Source organism: Kluyvera sp. (assembly GCF_047971185.1).
Classification (GTDB): domain Bacteria; phylum Pseudomonadota; class Gammaproteobacteria; order Enterobacterales; family Enterobacteriaceae; genus Kluyvera.
On record NZ_JBKDZH010000034.1, the window covers coordinates 16,881 to 32,916 of the forward strand.

General features: G+C 61.1%; 17 protein-coding genes. 7 read left to right on the forward strand and 10 right to left on the reverse strand.

Annotated elements, in window-relative coordinates; translation table 11 throughout:
• Positions 1-8: 8 nt before the first annotated feature.
• A complete protein-coding gene (gdhA, locus tag ACK5JN_RS09310; protein ID WP_167576135.1) occupies positions 9-1,352 on the reverse strand; it encodes an NADP-specific glutamate dehydrogenase in 1,344 nt (447 codons plus the stop codon).
• Between the two features lie 235 nt (positions 1,353-1,587).
• On the opposite strand from gdhA, the gene ACK5JN_RS09315 reads away from it, so the two are divergent.
• On the forward strand, positions 1,588-1,857 hold the full coding sequence (locus ACK5JN_RS09315; protein ID WP_416869915.1) for a DUF1496 domain-containing protein: 270 nt from the start codon (positions 1,588-1,590) through the stop codon (positions 1,855-1,857).
• Here ACK5JN_RS09315 and ACK5JN_RS09320 read toward each other — a convergent pair.
• Positions 1,817-2,233, reverse strand: a complete 417-nt coding sequence (locus ACK5JN_RS09320) for a pyrimidine (deoxy)nucleoside triphosphate diphosphatase (protein ID WP_416869916.1) — start codon at positions 2,231-2,233, stop codon at positions 1,817-1,819. The two genes, ACK5JN_RS09315 and ACK5JN_RS09320, sit on opposite strands and share 41 nt — an antisense overlap.
• Before the next feature lie 78 nt (positions 2,234-2,311).
• On the opposite strand from ACK5JN_RS09320, the gene ACK5JN_RS09325 reads away from it, so the two are divergent.
• Positions 2,312-2,881, forward strand: coding sequence for a carboxymuconolactone decarboxylase family protein (locus ACK5JN_RS09325; protein WP_416869917.1), 570 nt, complete (start codon positions 2,312-2,314; stop codon positions 2,879-2,881).
• Positions 2,871-3,503, forward strand: a complete 633-nt coding sequence (locus ACK5JN_RS09330) for a CDP-alcohol phosphatidyltransferase family protein (RefSeq protein WP_416869918.1) — start codon at positions 2,871-2,873, stop codon at positions 3,501-3,503. Before ACK5JN_RS09325 ends, ACK5JN_RS09330 begins: the two co-directional genes overlap by 11 nt.
• Here the strand turns inward: ACK5JN_RS09330 and ACK5JN_RS09335 are convergent.
• The 8 genes from ACK5JN_RS09335 to ACK5JN_RS09370 all read right to left on the reverse strand — a co-directional run bounded on the left by ACK5JN_RS09335 (position 3,500) and on the right by ACK5JN_RS09370 (position 10,853).
• Complete coding sequence (locus ACK5JN_RS09335; protein WP_416869966.1) at positions 3,500-4,804, reverse strand: rhodanese-like domain-containing protein; 1,305 nt, start codon at positions 4,802-4,804, stop codon at positions 3,500-3,502. The genes ACK5JN_RS09330 and ACK5JN_RS09335 overlap by 4 nt on opposite strands.
• 84 nt (positions 4,805-4,888) lie before the next feature.
• A complete protein-coding gene (locus ACK5JN_RS09340) occupies positions 4,889-5,521 on the reverse strand; it encodes an ATP-binding cassette domain-containing protein (RefSeq protein ID WP_416869919.1) in 633 nt (210 codons plus the stop codon).
• A complete protein-coding gene (locus ACK5JN_RS09345; RefSeq protein WP_416869920.1) occupies positions 5,521-7,056 on the reverse strand; it encodes an ABC transporter permease subunit in 1,536 nt (511 codons plus the stop codon). Before ACK5JN_RS09345 ends, ACK5JN_RS09340 begins: the two co-directional genes overlap by 1 nt.
• Positions 7,029-8,189: an ABC transporter substrate-binding protein gene (locus tag ACK5JN_RS09350; protein ID WP_416869967.1), complete on the reverse strand. Its 1,161-nt coding sequence runs from the start codon at positions 8,187-8,189 to the stop codon at positions 7,029-7,031. The genes ACK5JN_RS09345 and ACK5JN_RS09350 overlap by 28 nt, the downstream gene beginning before the upstream one ends.
• A gap of 17 nt (positions 8,190-8,206) precedes the next feature.
• Complete coding sequence (locus tag ACK5JN_RS09355) at positions 8,207-8,899, reverse strand: TVP38/TMEM64 family protein (RefSeq protein ID WP_416869921.1); 693 nt, start codon at positions 8,897-8,899, stop codon at positions 8,207-8,209.
• Positions 8,896-9,558, reverse strand: a complete 663-nt coding sequence (locus ACK5JN_RS09360) for a TVP38/TMEM64 family protein (RefSeq protein ID WP_416869968.1) — start codon at positions 9,556-9,558, stop codon at positions 8,896-8,898. The genes ACK5JN_RS09355 and ACK5JN_RS09360 overlap by 4 nt, the downstream gene beginning before the upstream one ends.
• 175 nt (positions 9,559-9,733) lie before the next feature.
• Entirely contained in the window at positions 9,734-10,537 is an 804-nt protein-coding gene (xthA, locus tag ACK5JN_RS09365; RefSeq protein WP_416869922.1) for an exodeoxyribonuclease III, read from the reverse strand.
• Positions 10,518-10,853: a hypothetical protein gene (locus ACK5JN_RS09370; protein WP_416869923.1), complete on the reverse strand. Its 336-nt coding sequence runs from the start codon at positions 10,851-10,853 to the stop codon at positions 10,518-10,520. Before ACK5JN_RS09370 ends, xthA begins: the two co-directional genes overlap by 20 nt.
• 134 nt (positions 10,854-10,987) lie before the next feature.
• Between ACK5JN_RS09370 and ACK5JN_RS09375 the strand changes: the two genes are divergently transcribed.
• The 4 genes from ACK5JN_RS09375 to astB are packed head-to-tail and all read left to right on the forward strand — an operon-like array spanning position 10,988 to position 16,036.
• Complete coding sequence (locus ACK5JN_RS09375) at positions 10,988-12,208, forward strand: aspartate aminotransferase family protein (protein WP_416869924.1); 1,221 nt, start codon at positions 10,988-10,990, stop codon at positions 12,206-12,208.
• Positions 12,205-13,239: an arginine N-succinyltransferase gene (gene astA, locus ACK5JN_RS09380; protein WP_416869925.1), complete on the forward strand. Its 1,035-nt coding sequence runs from the start codon at positions 12,205-12,207 to the stop codon at positions 13,237-13,239. Before ACK5JN_RS09375 ends, astA begins: the two co-directional genes overlap by 4 nt.
• Complete coding sequence (gene astD / locus ACK5JN_RS09385; RefSeq protein WP_416869926.1) at positions 13,236-14,714, forward strand: succinylglutamate-semialdehyde dehydrogenase; 1,479 nt, start codon at positions 13,236-13,238, stop codon at positions 14,712-14,714. Before astA ends, astD begins: the two co-directional genes overlap by 4 nt.
• A complete protein-coding gene (astB, locus tag ACK5JN_RS09390; protein ID WP_416869927.1) occupies positions 14,711-16,036 on the forward strand; it encodes an N-succinylarginine dihydrolase in 1,326 nt (441 codons plus the stop codon). Before astD ends, astB begins: the two co-directional genes overlap by 4 nt.

A 16,036-nucleotide genomic window follows, 5' to 3' on the forward strand; every position in this document is an offset into this window, starting at 1 on the left:
TATTTGTTTTAAATCACGCCCTGCGCCAGCATCGCGTCAGCCACTTTCACAAAGCCAGCGATGTTCGCGCCGCGAACGTAGTTGGTCTGCTTCGCTTCACCGCCGTGCTCAACGCAGGCATGGTGAATATCCAGCATGATGTGGTGCAGACGGGCGTCCACTTTCTCCGCTTTCCAGCTCATACGTGCGGCGTTCTGCGCCATTTCCAGGCCGGAAGTCGCTACGCCACCGGCGTTCGCCGCTTTGCCCGGTGCGAACAGAACGCCCGCCTCGAGGAACAGATCCGTCGCCTCGATAGTGGTCGGCATGTTGGCGCCTTCCGCAACTGCCTTCACGCCGTTGGCGATCAGTACGCGCGCCGCATCGGCGTCCAGCTCGTTCTGGGTGGCGCACGGCAGGGCGATATCCACCGCCACGTTCCACGGCTGCTGGCCTTCCAGATACACCAGACCAAACTCACGCGCATAGTCGGCGACGCGGCCATCGCGGCTGGCCTTGATTTCGCACAGACGCGCCAGCTTCTCTTTGGTGAAGCCAGACTCATCGACCACGGTCCCGCTGGAGTCGGAAGCAGTGATCACGCGCGCGCCCAGCTCCATAGCCTTCTCAATGGCATATTGCGCCACGTTACCGGAACCGGACACCGCCACGCGCATGCCTTCGAAGCCCAGACCGTGACGTTTGAGCATTGCTTCGGTGAAGTACACCAGGCCGTAGCCGGTGGCTTCCGGACGAATCAGGCTGCCGCCGAAGGAGAGCCCTTTGCCGGTGAACACGCAGGAGGTGTCGTTGGACAGTTTTTTCATCATCCCGGCCATAAAGCCGACTTCACGACCGCCCACGCCGATATCTCCCGCCGGAACGTCGGTGTCGGAGCCCAGATGACGATAGAGTTCGGTCATCAGCGCCTGGCAGAAGCGCATCACTTCGCCTTCGCTTTTGCCTTTCGGATCGAAGTCAGAACCGCCTTTACCGCCGCCCATTGGCAGGGTAGTCAGGGCGTTTTTGAAGGTCTGTTCGAAGCCGAGGAATTTCAGAATAGAGAGGTTTACGGACGGGTGGAAACGCATCCCGCCTTTGAACGGCCCGATGGCCGAGCTGAACTGCACGCGCCAGGCGCGGTTCACCTGGACCTGATTACGATCGTCCACCCACACCACGCGGAACTGAATCACTCGCTCAGGCTCAACTAATCTTTCCAGCAGGGACAGCTGGCGATAGCGCGGGTTTTGTTCGAGGAACGGCCAGAGTGTTGTCATGACTTCGCGTACGGCCTGAGCAAACTCGGTCTGGTGTGGGTCGCGCTGTTGAACATGAGCCAGGAAGGTATCCAGGGAGCAAACCTTGTCCATAAGTATAAGTACCTCTTATGATTGTGGATGTATGTAGTTGTTATGGTTGTGTTTAATAACGTGCGTTATTTCGACTATATCACTACCCTGCTAACGGATGACAAGGATTTTCCGGAAGCAGAATAAAATTAATACTCGGCGTCGGGTCATAACCAAAAGCGATGACGTAAAAAAGTTAAGTTGAACGCCAATCTGGTCGATAGTAATAAGAGGTGTTTTTTTAAGGAGATAGATAATGAAATGCTTGTGGATTGCCGGGGCGCTGGCGCTGTTTTGCAACGTCGCGCAGGCCTGCCCTCAGGTGGAAGTGAATGTTCCGCCTGAAGTGTTCAGTAATAACAACAGCAGCCAGCGCGCGCAGCCGTGCGCCCAGTGCTGTATTTATGAAAATAAAAACTATTCTGAAGGGGCGGTGATTAAAACCGAAGGCGTACTGCTCCAGTGCCAGCGGGATGAACGCACCCTCAGCACCAACCCGCTCGTGTGGCGTCGGGTAACGCCATAAAGGCTTCCAGTAGTGGGACGTCGGCAGGCGCCAGATTGTAGGCTAGCGCTTCCTGCGGGGTACACCACGCCAGCGCGCTGTGCTCGCGCGCGATAAGCTCGCCGTCGAAGCGCGGCACGTACCAGGCGTGCAGATGAATAATACGCCCGGAAACTTCCCGACGGTGGCTGGCAACATAGCAGGCGGGCCAGGCGGTAATCGCCAGCTCTTCCTGCAGTTCACGCACCAGCGCCGCCTGCTGGCTCTCACCGGCCTCAACTTTACCGCCGGCAAACTCCCAAAGACCGGCCTGATCGGCATGAGGCGGGCGCTGGGCGAGGAGAATTTTGCCATTTTGTTCGATAATCGCGGCAACAACATCAATGGTTTTTAGCATAACGGTCAAAGACGAGATAAAGGAGTTGCCATATTATCCTTGCTTTGCCGTTAGCTAAAGTTTTGCAGGAGTCTGCGGGTGAAAAATCGCCAACCCTGGGTGCAGCCGCTCAGCCACTTACCGCTCAGTTTAAAACCGATTGCCGCCATGCAGCGCAAGCACTATGGCGAGGTCCTGAATCCCACGCGCTGGTGGGGGCGCATGCCGCGCCTGTTCTGGCTGGTAGCGCTGTTTGTCGGCTATCTGGAGCGCAAAAAAGCACGACTCGACCCGACGCTGCGCGCGCTGCTGATGACCCGCGTATCCCAGCAGTGCGACTGCGCATTCTGTATCGACGCCAACAGCTTGCGTCTGGCCGAGCGCTGCGGGGCGATGGATAAAGTGCTGGCGCTGGGCGACTGGCGTAATTCGCCGCTGTTTACCCCGGCAGAGCGCGCCGCGCTGGACTACGCCGAGGCGATGACCGCCACGCCTCCGCAGATCTCCACCGCGCAGAAACAATCGTTACACTGTCACTTTAATGAGGCGCAAATTAGCGAAATGACGGCGCTGGTGGCGTTCCAGAATTTGTCCGCCCGCTTTAACGCCGCGCTGGAGATTCCGTCGCAGGGGCTGTGCCCGCTGGGAGATAACACCGATGCTGGATAAACATCTTCACCCGCGGCTCAAACCGTGGCTTAACCGTGCGGCGCAGGCGCTGGATAAGCCCGGCGTGTCGGCGGATGGCCTTACGCTGTTTGGCTTCGCTATCGGTATCCTGGCGCTGCCGTTCCTGGCGCTGGGCTGGTACGGCGCGGCGCTGGTGGTCATTGTGGCGAACCGGCTGCTGGATGGCCTCGACGGCGCGCTGGCCCGGCGGCGCGGGCTGACCGATGCCGGCGGTTTTCTCGATATCGCGCTGGATTTCCTGTTCTACGCGCTGGTGCCGTTCGGCTTTATGCTCGCCGACCCGGCCGCCAACGCGCTGGCGGGTGGCTGGCTATTGTTCGCCTTTATGGGCACCGGCAGCAGCTTTCTGGCCTTTGCGGCGCTGGCGGCGAAGCATCAGATTGATAACCCGGGCTACGCGCACAAGTCGTTTTACTATCTTGGCGGGTTAACCGAAGGCACTGAGACGATCCTGCTGTTTGTGCTCAGCTGTCTGTTCCCGGCGTGGTTTGCGTGGATGGCGTGGGTGTTTGGCGCGCTGTGCTGGCTGACAACGTTCAATCGCGTGTGGGGAGGGTACATGACGCTGAAAAGGCTTCAGCGTCATGAAGGGGCAAATTAACGGGCGCTATCCGGGCCGCGATCGCCGGTAGCCACCGGGTTTTTCGGGTCGCTGCTCCACTCGTACCAGCCGCCGTCGTACACGCTCACGTGCTGCCAGCCCATCGCGCGGGCGTACATAAAGGTTTCCGAGGCGCGCCAGCCGGTGCCGCAGTAGAAGGAAACCTGCTGGTCCGGTGTGATATTCCATGATTTCCACATCGCCGAAATATCATCGGCGCTGCGCATGGTGCCGTCCGGGTTATGGAAGTCTTCCATATGGGTAGAGTCGCTACCCGCGTGGCCCCAGCGCGCGCCCGCAATGTCACCTTTTGGCTTGATGTAGCTATAGCCGCTGGTGGTGCCGATAAACTCTGGCCATGAACGGATACTCACCAGCGAGGCGTCCTGACGATGCAGCAGATCGCGCGCTTGTTCCATATCCAGCATCAGCTGCGGCTGCGCCGGGATGGTAACGCCGAAGTCCGGCTCTGGCTTCACCTCTTTCGCTAACCCACGTTCTACCGGCAGGCCGGCATCGGACCAGGTCTTCCAGCCGCCGTCCAGCAGACGCACGTCTTTGACGCCCGCATACAGCATGATCTGCGCCACGCGCGCCGCCGCGTAAACGTCGCGGCCGTAGAGAATCACGGTGGTGTCGTGGCGAATACCGTGCTTCGCCAGCATCTCCTTCAGCTGCGCGTCGGACACTTTATTCCACAGCGGCTCGCTTTCTACTTCGTTGGTGTCGATATAGCCCGCATCCGGAATATGGCTGACCAGATACAGCTTCGGCGCGCCCCACGCGGCTTCAATCACCTTATAGTCGCCCGCCGGTTTCGCCGGAACGTCTTTACCCTGCTGCAGGTCGTGCAGCCACTGCGGGTAAACCAGCTGTTCGAAGTGCGGCAGCTTTTGCAGGCGCTCAGGCTGTTGCAGCGCGTCGCTGAGGGTGGAAATGTGGGTGAAGCCCGCATCCTTCAGACGCTTAGCCACCGCGTCATTATCTTTGCTGTCGCCGTAAAGGGCGATAGAGGTCTCTTTTTTCAGCTGGTGCTGCTGCGCCCAGGCGTTCAGTTGCTCATTGTTCATGGCGGAAAGCCAGCTGGCGGAGAGGTTAAGCGCCCCCGGTTCATGCCCCTGCGGGCCGTTCGCCTGCTGCGGCCAGCCGTTATAGAACGCGCTCAGTCGCGTATCGATGGCGGTGCCTTTTTGCTGGAGCAGATGGGTGAAGGTCAGGGTTTGTGCCGTTTCAGCGGCGAAGACAGAAGAGGCGAGGCCAAGCGCAAGGGCCAGCGCGGTCAGTTGAGAAACACGTTTCATCAAATCGTCCGACGAGGATAAAAGGAGCGTCATTTTGCACCTCTATGGTTAGAAATACCTTGCGTTAACGCAGTTTTTCCCGCGTCAACGCCAGTTTGCCAGCTGCAGGCAGCGCCCGCCGGGCGGCACGTCGTCCGGGTCGTGGGTCACCTGCACGACCGGAATGCGCTGCTGCTGAAGTTCGTGAAACACCCACTGGCGAAAGCTGCCGCGCAGCTGCTGGTCAAGACGGCTGAAGGGCTCATCAAGCAGCAGCGCATCCGGCTGCGCCAGCAGCGCGCGCAGCAGCGCGACTCGGGCACGCTGTCCGCCGGAAAGTGTGGCCGGGTCGCGGGGGTAAAAACCCGCCAGATCGGCATGCGCCAGCGCCTGCTCAACCCGCGCCTGACGCGCAGGTCGGCCTACGCTGGCCGGTAGCGCCAGACGTAAATTTTGCCCGACGCTCAGGTGGTCGAACAGCAGCGCGTCCTGAAACAGAATGCCGATGCGCCGCTTTTCCGTCGGCAACACGTCGACGCGCTGGCCATTCAGCCACAGTTCGCCGTGCGCGCGGAACGCGCCGTCCAGCGCGCCGACCATCCAGGCAAAGAGCGTGGATTTGCCGCAGCCGGAAGGGCCCATCAGCGTGACAATTTCGCCGGGCGGAACGTCAAAGTTAACCTCATGCAGCAGCGGCTGCTCCGCCAGCGTAAGCGTGAGATTCTGCACCTGCAACATTAGCGTAGCCCTCGTCGAAAGCGGCTGATTCGTCGCGCCAGCAGCGCGGTCAGCAAGAAAAAGAGTGTGGGTAATAGCAGTTGCCACAGGGCCTGGGTGGCCAATGTGGCGGTTGCGCCGCCGCTGCTTAAGGCCACCGCCTCGGTGGTTAGCGTAGGAACTCGCCCGCCGCCCAGCCACTGGGTGGGCAGATACTGGGCGATGCTGACGGAAAACCCCACCGCCAGCGCTGACAGCAGCGGGCGGATAATCAGCGGGCATTTTAGCTGTAAAAAGCGCCGCAGCCGCCCCCAGCCGAGCGTTTGCGCCAGCAGCGTCTGGCGCGGGTCAATCTGCCGCCAGGCGGGACGCAGCACGAACAGCATCCACGGCACCACCCACAGCAGGTGCCCCCACAACACGGTCGTGAACTGGCCGTCAAACCAGCCGTACAGCGCCAACTGATATTGCCCGGCGGCCAGCGGCAGCGCGGGCAGCAGCAGGGGAAGATCCAGCGAGCGCGGGTGCCGCACAGGCCCCCATTCCAGCCAGAGCAGGCAGACCACCCCGCCGATCAGCGCCGACAGCAGCGCCAGCCACAGGCTGTTGGTGAGGGTTGTGGGATTCGGCAGCGTGTGGGCCGCCAGCCCCAATAAAAACAGCACGCACAGCGCGCCGCACAGCGGGAGAGCGATCCCCAGTGCCTTACCCGGCAGCAGGGGGAAATCTGGTCGACGCGTACCGCTGAGTTGCGGTATCTGGCTTTGCCAGACTCGCCAGCACAGGACGGCGACGGCGGACAGCGCCGCGAGCATCGCTATCAACAGCAGGCAGGCCAGCCCGCCTTTAGCCTGATAATCGGCGTCGGCATCGTTCAGCCACTGCCAGGCCAGCACCGCCAGCGTCGGCGGGTTGCCGGGGCCAATCACGAGCGCCACGTCGACGACCGACAGCGTCCAGGCGGTGGTCGCCAGCAGTGCGACGCTCAGCGACGGCATCAGCGCCGGGAGGATCACCCGGGTTAAACACTGGCCGCGCCCGTAGCCGAGGCTCTTAAACACCGTCACCTGTTCAGCCAGCCGCCGTTCGCCGAGCAGCGCCCAGCATACCCACAGCAAAAAACCGCTCTCTTTTACCGCCAGCACCACGCCAAGCCCGATGCCGTAACGATCCTGCAGCGGGCTAAGCGCAGGCAGCAGGCGGTACAGCGCGCCGCCTTCGGCAAACAGCAGCAGCGCGCAGGTGGCGAAAGCGACGTGCGGCAGCGCCAGCAGCCACGGCAGGCGTGATGATAATTTTTGCCAGCCGGGTGAGGGCCAGAGGGTGGCGATAAGTAGCAGCGTCAGCAGCAGCGCGCCGCCGACGGCAATCAGCGTCGAGATAAGCGTCGCCGTCACCGCCTGCGGCAGCTGCGGGTCGGACAGCAGCGATTGCCAGTGCGCCAGCGACAGCGCGGGCGTGAGGAGCACGCCCGCAGCAGGCAGCAGGGGCAGGTAGATGACCAGCATCATGCCCCAGCACAGCAGAATCAATGCGTACCGTAACGGCGCAGCCATTCCTGATCCAGCGCGTTAACCCACGCGGCATGCGGCTCGGCCAGCACCGGCGGGGTATTTTCCGGTATCAGGGCCAGCAGCGTTTTTTGCTGCCCGGCGTCGAGCTTTGCCGGATCCAGCACGCTGGGGTCGCCCCACACCGCCGGATCCGCTTTACGCAGCTGCGCCGCGGGCGACAGCAGGAAGTTGGCCACCACCTGTGCCCCGGCGCTGGCGGAGGCGTTGGCCGGAATGGTGACAAAGTGGACGTTGCCGAGCATGCCGTTGCTAAAGCCGAAGCTGTAGCTATCCTTCGGCAGCTGGCCTTTCGCCACCTTTTGCTTTGCGTGCATCGGGTTAAAGGTCAGCGACAGGCGCAGCGTGCCGTTGGCCTGCATGGTGTCCATCCGCGCGGGCGACGGCGGGAAATCTTTGCCGTTGCGCCACAGCAGCGGGTGCAGCTGGTCGAGGTAGCCCCACAGCGGGGCGGTGACGGCGGCGAAGGTTTTCGCCTCCGGCGGCTGCTTCAGCGCCTCGGGCTGGCCGGTGAGGGTAATCAACAGCTGTTCCAGCAGCGCGGTACCGGTGAAGTCCGGCGGGCGTGGATAGGTGAGGGTTCTGGGATGCGCTTTGGCGAACTCAAGCAGCGCTTGTGGCGATTGCGGCGGCTGCGGCGTTTGCTGCTGGCGGGCGATAAAGGTGAGCTGCGCGCTGCCCCACGGCGATTCGGCCCCGTCGACCGGCACGGAGAAGTCTTCACGAACCGGTTTAGTCACGTCGACATAGCGCCAGTTCGGCAGCTGCTCCGCCCAGCCGGTGCGCAGCAGGTTGGCCTCTTTGAGCGCGCGGAAATTCTCGCCGTTCACCCACAGCAGGTCGACCGAACCGTGGGTTTTACGCCCGGCGCGGGCCTCGGTCTGAATACGTTTTACCGTATCCGCCGCGTCGGCGATGTGCACAATGCGCAGATCGACGGCGTAATCGCGCTTCACTTCACCGCTGACCCAGTCCAGGTAGTGGTTAACCGCCTCATCGCCGCCCCAGGCGTTAAACCACACGGTCTGGCCTTTGGCCTCGGCTTCAATTTGCTGCCAGTCGGCGGCGCCGACGGTGAATGAACAGAGCGTCAGCAGCCCCAGCAGGCCATGGCGCAGTTCTCGGTGATAACGCATCAGGATTTCCTCTTTTGGCGTTCGTGATAGAACGTCTTAGCGACAAAAATAACGATAGTCAGTGCAAACAGAATGGACAGCCCGGTCACCAACCAGAACGTGCCGCCGGTCAGCATGCTGCCGACCCACGAGTAGACAATTGTCGCTGGTAGCTGGCCGAGGCCGGTGGCGAGCATAAAGTGGCGAAAGCGCAGTGAAGTCAGCCCGGCGGCGTAGCTGACGGGATCGAACGGCACGAACGGCAGCAGGCGGCAGATCAGAATGGTGTGTTTGCCGTAGCGGTCGAAAAAACCGTCGACGCTTCTGAGCACCGTTTTGCCGGTCAGCTTCTCAACCACCCCGCGCCCCATCACGCGGGCGATATAAAAGCACAGCGCCGCGCCGACCATCGCGCTGCTCCAGGAGAGCAGGCCGCCCCAGAAGGCGCCAAACAGCGAGGCGTTGGCGAAGGTAATTAAAAACGCGGGCAGCGGCGCGGCGATGGCCTGGAAAATCATCAGCAGGAACGACACCACCGCCGCCTGCGAACCGTAAGCCTGAATAAAGCGTTCGATGCCCTGCTGGTCTAACGCCAGAAAGGCGCCCAGGCTCTCGTGGATAAATAGGTTTACGCTCGGTATCAGCTGCCAGGTCAGCAGCAGCGCGATAAACGCCGCCACCACCAGCGCGCGGGCGTACCAGATAGATTTCATTGATCGTCCTCGGTGACCAGCGCGACGCGCTTATGACGCGCGTAGCCTTTCGCCGCCTGCACCAGCGCAAACAGCGCCAGCCCTGCGAGGCTCAGCTTGAGCAGGAAGGCGAGGGTGACGCCCTCCGCTGCCAGTTCGCTGGCCATCAGGGTATAGATACAGATCCCCGGCAGCGTGGTGAGCGCGGAGATCAGCGTATACGGCCAGAAGGGAATGGCGGTTAAGCCGTAGGCATAGTTTTGGATATTGTACGGAAACAGCGGGATCAGGCGGGTGAGGATCAGAAAATCGACCCCCGATCGCGCGATGCCACGCTCAATGGCCTGAAAGGTGCGCGTATGCCCGACGTATCTCAGCAACAGCGCGCGCCCCAGCCAGCGGGCGAGCAGAAACGACAGCGCCGAAGCGGCGGTGGCGGCTATCAGCGACAGCAGCGTTCCTAACCACGGGCCAAAGACAATGCCGCCGACCAGCACCAGCAGGCTGCCGGGCAGTAGACACACGGTGGCGAGAATAAACAGGGCGATATACAGCGCGTAACCGAGCGTACCGCTTGCCTGCACGGTATCCTGTAGACGACGTAAATGGGTTATCAGGTCAATGAGACCGAAGGTGTGAACGACAAAGAAAAGCAGGCCGATCGCCACGACAATCAGCAGGAGCTTAGAGGCTGTGCGGTACCGACTTCTTTTGCATGGGGTCCTCCTGCCGGGAAGAAAATGTGCGCGCGACGTTATTATAGAATCACGATTCCAGCAAGAGTTTAGCGCCTGTTTATTGATTTTGCTCAGAATTATCTGGGTAACCCGGCGTCCGGGCTACCCACAGCACATCTTACTTGAAGGTCGCCCACACCGGCGCGTGATCCGACGGTTTTTCCATCGCGCGGATCTCATAGTCGATGCCGGTTTCCACGCAGTGCGCCGCCAGCGGGGCGCTGGCCAGCAGCAGATCGATACGCAGGCCGCGATTGTCGTCAAAGCCTTTCGAGCGATAGTCAAACCACGAGAAGCGGTCGTGGGTTTCCGGGTTGGCATTACGGAAGGTATCCACCAGGCCCCAGCCCAGCAGGCGCTGCATCCACTCGCGCTCTTCCGGCAGGAACGAACATTTGCCGGTACGCAGCCAGCGCTTGCGGTTCTCCTCACCGATACCGATGTCGAGATCCGTCGGGCTGATATTCATGTCACCCATGATCAGCACCGGGTTCTCTTTACTCAGACGGGTTTCCAGGTAGTCCTGCAGATCCTGGTAGAATTTGGTTTTGGCCGGGAATTTGGTTTCGTGATCGCGGCTTTCCCCCTGCGGGAAATAGCCGTTAATCACCGTGACGTTACCAAACGGCGACGGCACTTCGGCGATGATAATACGGCGCTGGGCGTCTTCGTCATCGGTCGGGAAGCCGCGATAAACGGCAACGGGTTCGGCTTTGGTCAGTATCGCTACGCCGTAGTGGCCCTTCTGACCGTGATAGAAAATGTGGTAGCCGAGTTTAGCGACCTCTTCCAGCGGAAACATGTCGTCGTGAACCTTCGTCTCCTGCAGGCCAATCACGTCGGGCTGGTGCTTTTCAACGATGGCTTGCAGTTGATGAGGACGGGCGCGCAGGCCGTTGATATTAAAAGAGACAAATTTCATAGTCGTCGCCACTTTGCAGAATGAATTGTGACGGGATAGTAGCAGAATTTAACGTCTCTCGCTGCCTTCGCCCGGCGGTATGATCGATTTCTTTTATCGTTGTTGCCATCTTGCCGAGCAATATTTGCACCAGGTTGAGGCAATCTGCGCCGTGGCGAGGCATAAATCTACGATAAATTTCGTAGCCGATCACAAATCCAGAAGGATATTTTGCGGATGCATAATATTTCTTAATTTTGCCCTGCAAACGTCGCAAGATGCCACTGATATTCACTTTGTATGCAGTTTTAGTGAATAGGTTAATCCTGTAACTCATTGATATTCCGTTATCTCACTTCATTTATGCACTTCTGTCGCTCGCTGGCACGAACCGTGCAATCTACATTTACAGTGAAATGCACTCAAATAATTAACACAAATTAAACCATTTATTCACCTGCAGAGGTCGCTATGTCTCAGTCAATCAGCCGTCAAAATTTTGAACAGTGGATGATGCCGGTTTACGCACCGGCACCGTTTATTCCGGTACGCGGTGAGGGCGCATGGCTGTGGGATCAACAAGGGAAAGGCTATATCGATTTCGCGGGCGGTATTGCCGTGAATGCGCTGGGGCACGCCCACCCGGCGATGATCCGCGCGTTGACCGAGCAGGCCGCTAAGTTCTGGCATACCGGTAACGGCTACACCAACGAACCGGCGCTGCGGCTGGCGAAACAGCTGATTGACGCCACCTTTGCCGATCGCCTTTTTTTCTGTAACTCCGGCGCAGAGGCCAACGAAGCGGCGCTGAAAACGGCGCGTAAGTTTGCCCACGACCGGTTTGGCAGCCACAAGAGCGGCATCGTGGCGTTTAAAAACGCCTTCCATGGCCGCACGCTGTTTACCGTCACCGCGGGCGGGCAGCCTGCCTACTCACAGGACTTCGCGCCGCTGCCGCCGGACATTCGTCACGGCGTCTATAACGACATCGACTCTGCCCGCGTGCTGATTGACGACGATACCTGCGCGGTGATCGTCGAACCCATTCAGGGCGAGGGCGGTGTGATCCCCGCATCGCTTGAGTTTCTGCAGGCGCTGCGCGCGCTGTGCGACCGCCACCATGCGGCGCTGATATTTGACGAAGTGCAGACCGGCGTGGGGCGTACCGGCGAGCTGTATGCCTATATGCACTATGGCGTCACGCCGGATCTGCTCAGCACCGCCAAAGCTCTGGGCGGCGGCTTCCCGATTGGCGCGCTGCTGGCCAGCGAGGCCTTTGCCAGCGTGATGACGGTAGGCACCCACGGAACGACCTACGGCGGCAACCCGCTGGCCTGTGCGGTGGCCGGGGAGGTGCTGTCGATAATCAACACGCCGCAGGTGCTCAACGGCGTCAAGCAGCGCGAACAGTGGTTTAAAGAGCGGTTGCAGGCCATTAACGCACAATTTGGGCTGTTTAAAGAGATTCGCGGCGTCGGCTTGCTGATTGGCTGCGCGCTGCGCGATGAGTATGCCGGCAAGGCCAAACTGATTAGCCAACTGGCCGCCGAAGAAGGGCTGATGGTGCTGATTGCCGGAGCGAACGTGGTGCGTTTTGCCCCGGCGCTGATCGTTAATGAAGAGGATGTGACCCTGGGTCTCAACCGCTTCGCTGCCGCCTGTGAACGTTTTGTTGCGGGGGAATCATCATGATGATTATCCGTCCGGTGGGGGCTGCCGATCTGCCCGGCCTCTTAACTCTGGCAGGGGAAACGGGCGGCGGGCTGACCTCACTGCCCGCCGATGAACAGACGCTGGCGGCGCGCATTGCCCGCTCGCAGGCCACCTGGCAGGGCACCTTGCCGCGCGGCGATCAAGGATACGTGTTCGTGCTGGAAGATACCCGCAGCGGCGCGGTTGTGGGGGTGTGCGCCATTGAAGTCGCGGTGGGCATTAACGATCCCTGGTACAACTATCGGGTTGGCACGCTGGTCCACGCCTCGAAAGAGCTTAACGTCTATAACGCGTTGCCGACGCTGTTTCTGACCAACGACCACACCGGCAGCAGCGAGCTTTGTACGCTGTTTCTTGACCCGGCGTGGCGGAAAGAGAGCAACGGTCATCTGCTGTCGTCATCGCGCTTTCTGTTTATGGCCGCCTTCCGCGACCGCTTCAACCATAAAGTCGTGGCCGAGATGCGCGGCGTTATCGACGAGCATGGCTACTCGCCGTTCTGGGAAAGTCTGGGCAAGCGTTTCTTCTCGATGGAGTTTGCTCGCGCCGATTACCTGTGTGGTACCGGACAGAAGGCGTTTATCGCCGAGCTGATGCCGAAACACCCGATCTATACCGATTTTCTGAGTGCAGAAGCACGCGCGGTCATTGGCCAGGTACACCCACAAACCGCGCCCGCCCGGGCGGTGCTGGAAAAAGAGGGCTTCCGCTATCGCGATTACGTCGACATCTTTGACGGCGGCCCGACGCTGGAGTGCGAAATCGACCGGGTGCGGGCGGTGCGTAAAAGCCGGCTGGTGACGGTCGCAGAAGGTGCGCCGGGTAGCGATCAACTGCCGCTGTGCGTAGTGGCAAATGAACAGTATCAGCACTATCGCGCCATGCTGGTGCACGCCGACCCGGCGTGTGAAACGCTGACCCTGAATGCCGAACAGCTGGATGCCCTGAACTGCCATCCGGGCGATGCGGTTCGCCTGGTACGCCTGTGCCCTGAGGAGAAAAAAGTATGAGCCTATGGATAAACGGAGAGTGGCTGGTCGGCGGCGGGCCGCGGCGGCAACGCGCTAACCCGGTGAGCGGAGAAACGGTGTGGCAGGGGCACGATGCCAGCGCGCTGCAGGTAGAGTCGGCGGTAAGCGCCGCGCGTCGCGCATTTCCCGGCTGGGCTAAGCGCACGTTCAATGAACGCCAGCAGATCGTTGACGCGTTTGCCGGGCTGCTGGAGGCCAACAAGGCGGCGCTGACGGAAACTATCGCCCGCGAGACTGCTAAACCCCGCTGGGAGGCGGCGACCGAGGTGGCGGCGATGGTCAACAAAATAGCCATTTCGGTGAAGGCTTACCACAGCCGGACCGGTGAAAGTCACGCCGGGATGGTCGACGGCGCGGCAACCTTGCGCCATCGTCCGCACGGCGTGCTGGCGGTTTTCGGCCCCTATAATTTCCCCGGTCATCTGCCAAACGGGCATATCGTGCCCGCGCTGCTGGCGGGAAACACGCTGGTGTTTAAGCCTAGCGAGCTGGCACCGGACTGCGCGCAGGCGGTGGTCAAACTCTGGGAGCAGGCCGGGTTACCCCCGGGCGTACTGAATCTGGTGCAGGGCGGCCGCGAGACCGGCGAGGCGCTGAGCGTGCAGCCGGGGCTCGACGGAGTCCTGTTTACCGGCAGTTCCGCCACCGGTTTTCATCTGCATCGCCAGCTGGCAGGGCAACCGCAGAAAATGCTGGCGCTGGAAATGGGCGGCAACAACCCGCTGATTGTTGATGAACCCGTCGATATTGACGCCGCCGTGCACCTGACTATTCAGTCGGCCTTTATTACCGCCGGGCAGCGCTGTACCTGCGCCCGTCGGCTGCTGGTGAAGCGCGGCGCGCTGGGTGATGCCTTTTTACAGCGGCTGGTAGAGGTGAGTGGACGCATTATCCCCGCCGCCTGGGATGCCGAACCGCAGCCGTTTATCGGTGGGCTGATCTCGGTGCAGGCGGCGGAGCGGGTGTATCAGGCCTGGCAGATGCAGGTGGAACGCGGAGGCGTGACATTGCTGACGCCGCGCCTGTTGCAGCCTGGCACCTCGCTGCTGACGCCGGGGATTGTCGAACTTAGCGAAGCCCATGACATTGCCGATGAAGAGGTGTTTGGGCCGCTGCTGGGGGTCTGGCGCTATGACGATTTCGACCAGGCTATCGCGCTAGCCAACGCCACGCGCTACGGCTTGTCCTGCGGGCTGATTTCGCCGGAACGGGATAAATTTGACCGTCTGCTGCTGGAAGCGCGGGCCGGTATCGTGAACTGGAATAAACCGCTAACCGGGGCGGCCAGCATCGCGCCGTTTGGCGGCGTCGGCGCTTCCGGCAACCATCGTCCGGGGGCCTGGTACGCCGCTGATTATTGCGCGTGGCCGATGGCGAGCCTGGAAGCGCCGACGGCTACCTTGCCCGCAACGCTCAACCCGGGGCTGGACTTCCAGCGTGAGGTGCCGTCATGAACGCCTGGGAGGTGAACTTTGACGGCCTGCCGGGGCTGACACACCACTACGCCGGGCTGTCGTTTGGCAATGAGGCCTCGACCCGCAACCAGTATCAGATTTCGAACCCGCAGCGGGCGGCGAAGCAGGGGCTGCTGAAAATGAAGGCGCTGGCGGATGCCGGTTTCCCGCAAGGCGTGATCCCGCCGCAGGAACGCCCCAATCTGATGCTCCTGCGTCAGCTTGGCTTCAGCGGGCGTGACGAGCAGGTGCTGGCGAAGGCCGCCGCACAGGCCCCGGACCTGCTGAGCGCCGCCAGCTCGGCGTCGGCGATGTGGGTGGCTAACGCCGCCACGGTGTGCCCCTCGGCGGACGCGCTGGATGGCAAAGTCCATTTGACGGTCGCCAACCTGAGCAGCTTGCTACACCGCGCCAGCGAAGCCCCGACGACGCTGGCGACGCTGAATGCGATCTTTGCCGACCCCGAACATTTTGCCGTGCACGGCCCGCTGCCGTCGGTGGCGGCGATGGGGGATGAGGGGGCGGCTAACCACAACCGACTGGGGCGTGAGTACGGCCAGCCGGGCACGCAGCTGTTTATCTATGGCCGCGATTCGCTGGCCTGCAGTGCGCCGCAGCGCTATCCGGCACGGCAGACGCGCGCCGCCAGCGAGGCGGTGGCACGGCTCAATCAGCTAAACCCAAATCAGGTAATTTTCGCGCAGCAAAACCCACAGGTGATTGACCAGGGCGTGTTTCACAATGATGTGATTGCGGTCAGCAACCGGCAGGTGCTCTTTTGCCACGAACAGGCGTTTGTCGACCAGCCTGCGCTGCTGCGCCAGCTGGCGCACAAGGTGCCGGGGTTTATGCCGATAGAGGTTCCGGCCTCGCAGGTGACGGTTGCCGAGGCGGTGGCAACCTATCTGTTTAACAGCCAGCTGCTGAGCAAGTCCGACGGCAGCATGCTGTTGGTGCTGCCGGGCGAAGCGCAGGCGCACCCTCGCGTCTGGCGCTATCTCAATACGCTGCTGGCGCAGGATAATCCGATTGACGAACTGAAGGTATTCGACCTGCGTGAAAGCATGGCCAACGGCGGCGGCCCGGCCTGCCTGCGCCTGCGGGTAGTGCTGACTGACGTCGAGCGTCGGGCGGTGAATCCGGCGGTGATGATGAACGACACGCTTTTCGCCACCCTCAATGATTGGGTTGACTGCTTTTACCGCGACCGTCTTACGCAGGCGGATCTTGCCGACCCACAGCTGCTGGTGGAAGGGCGCGAAGCGCTGGACCGCCTGACGCAAATTTTGCAATTGGGGTCGATCTACCCTTTTCAGCGTTAA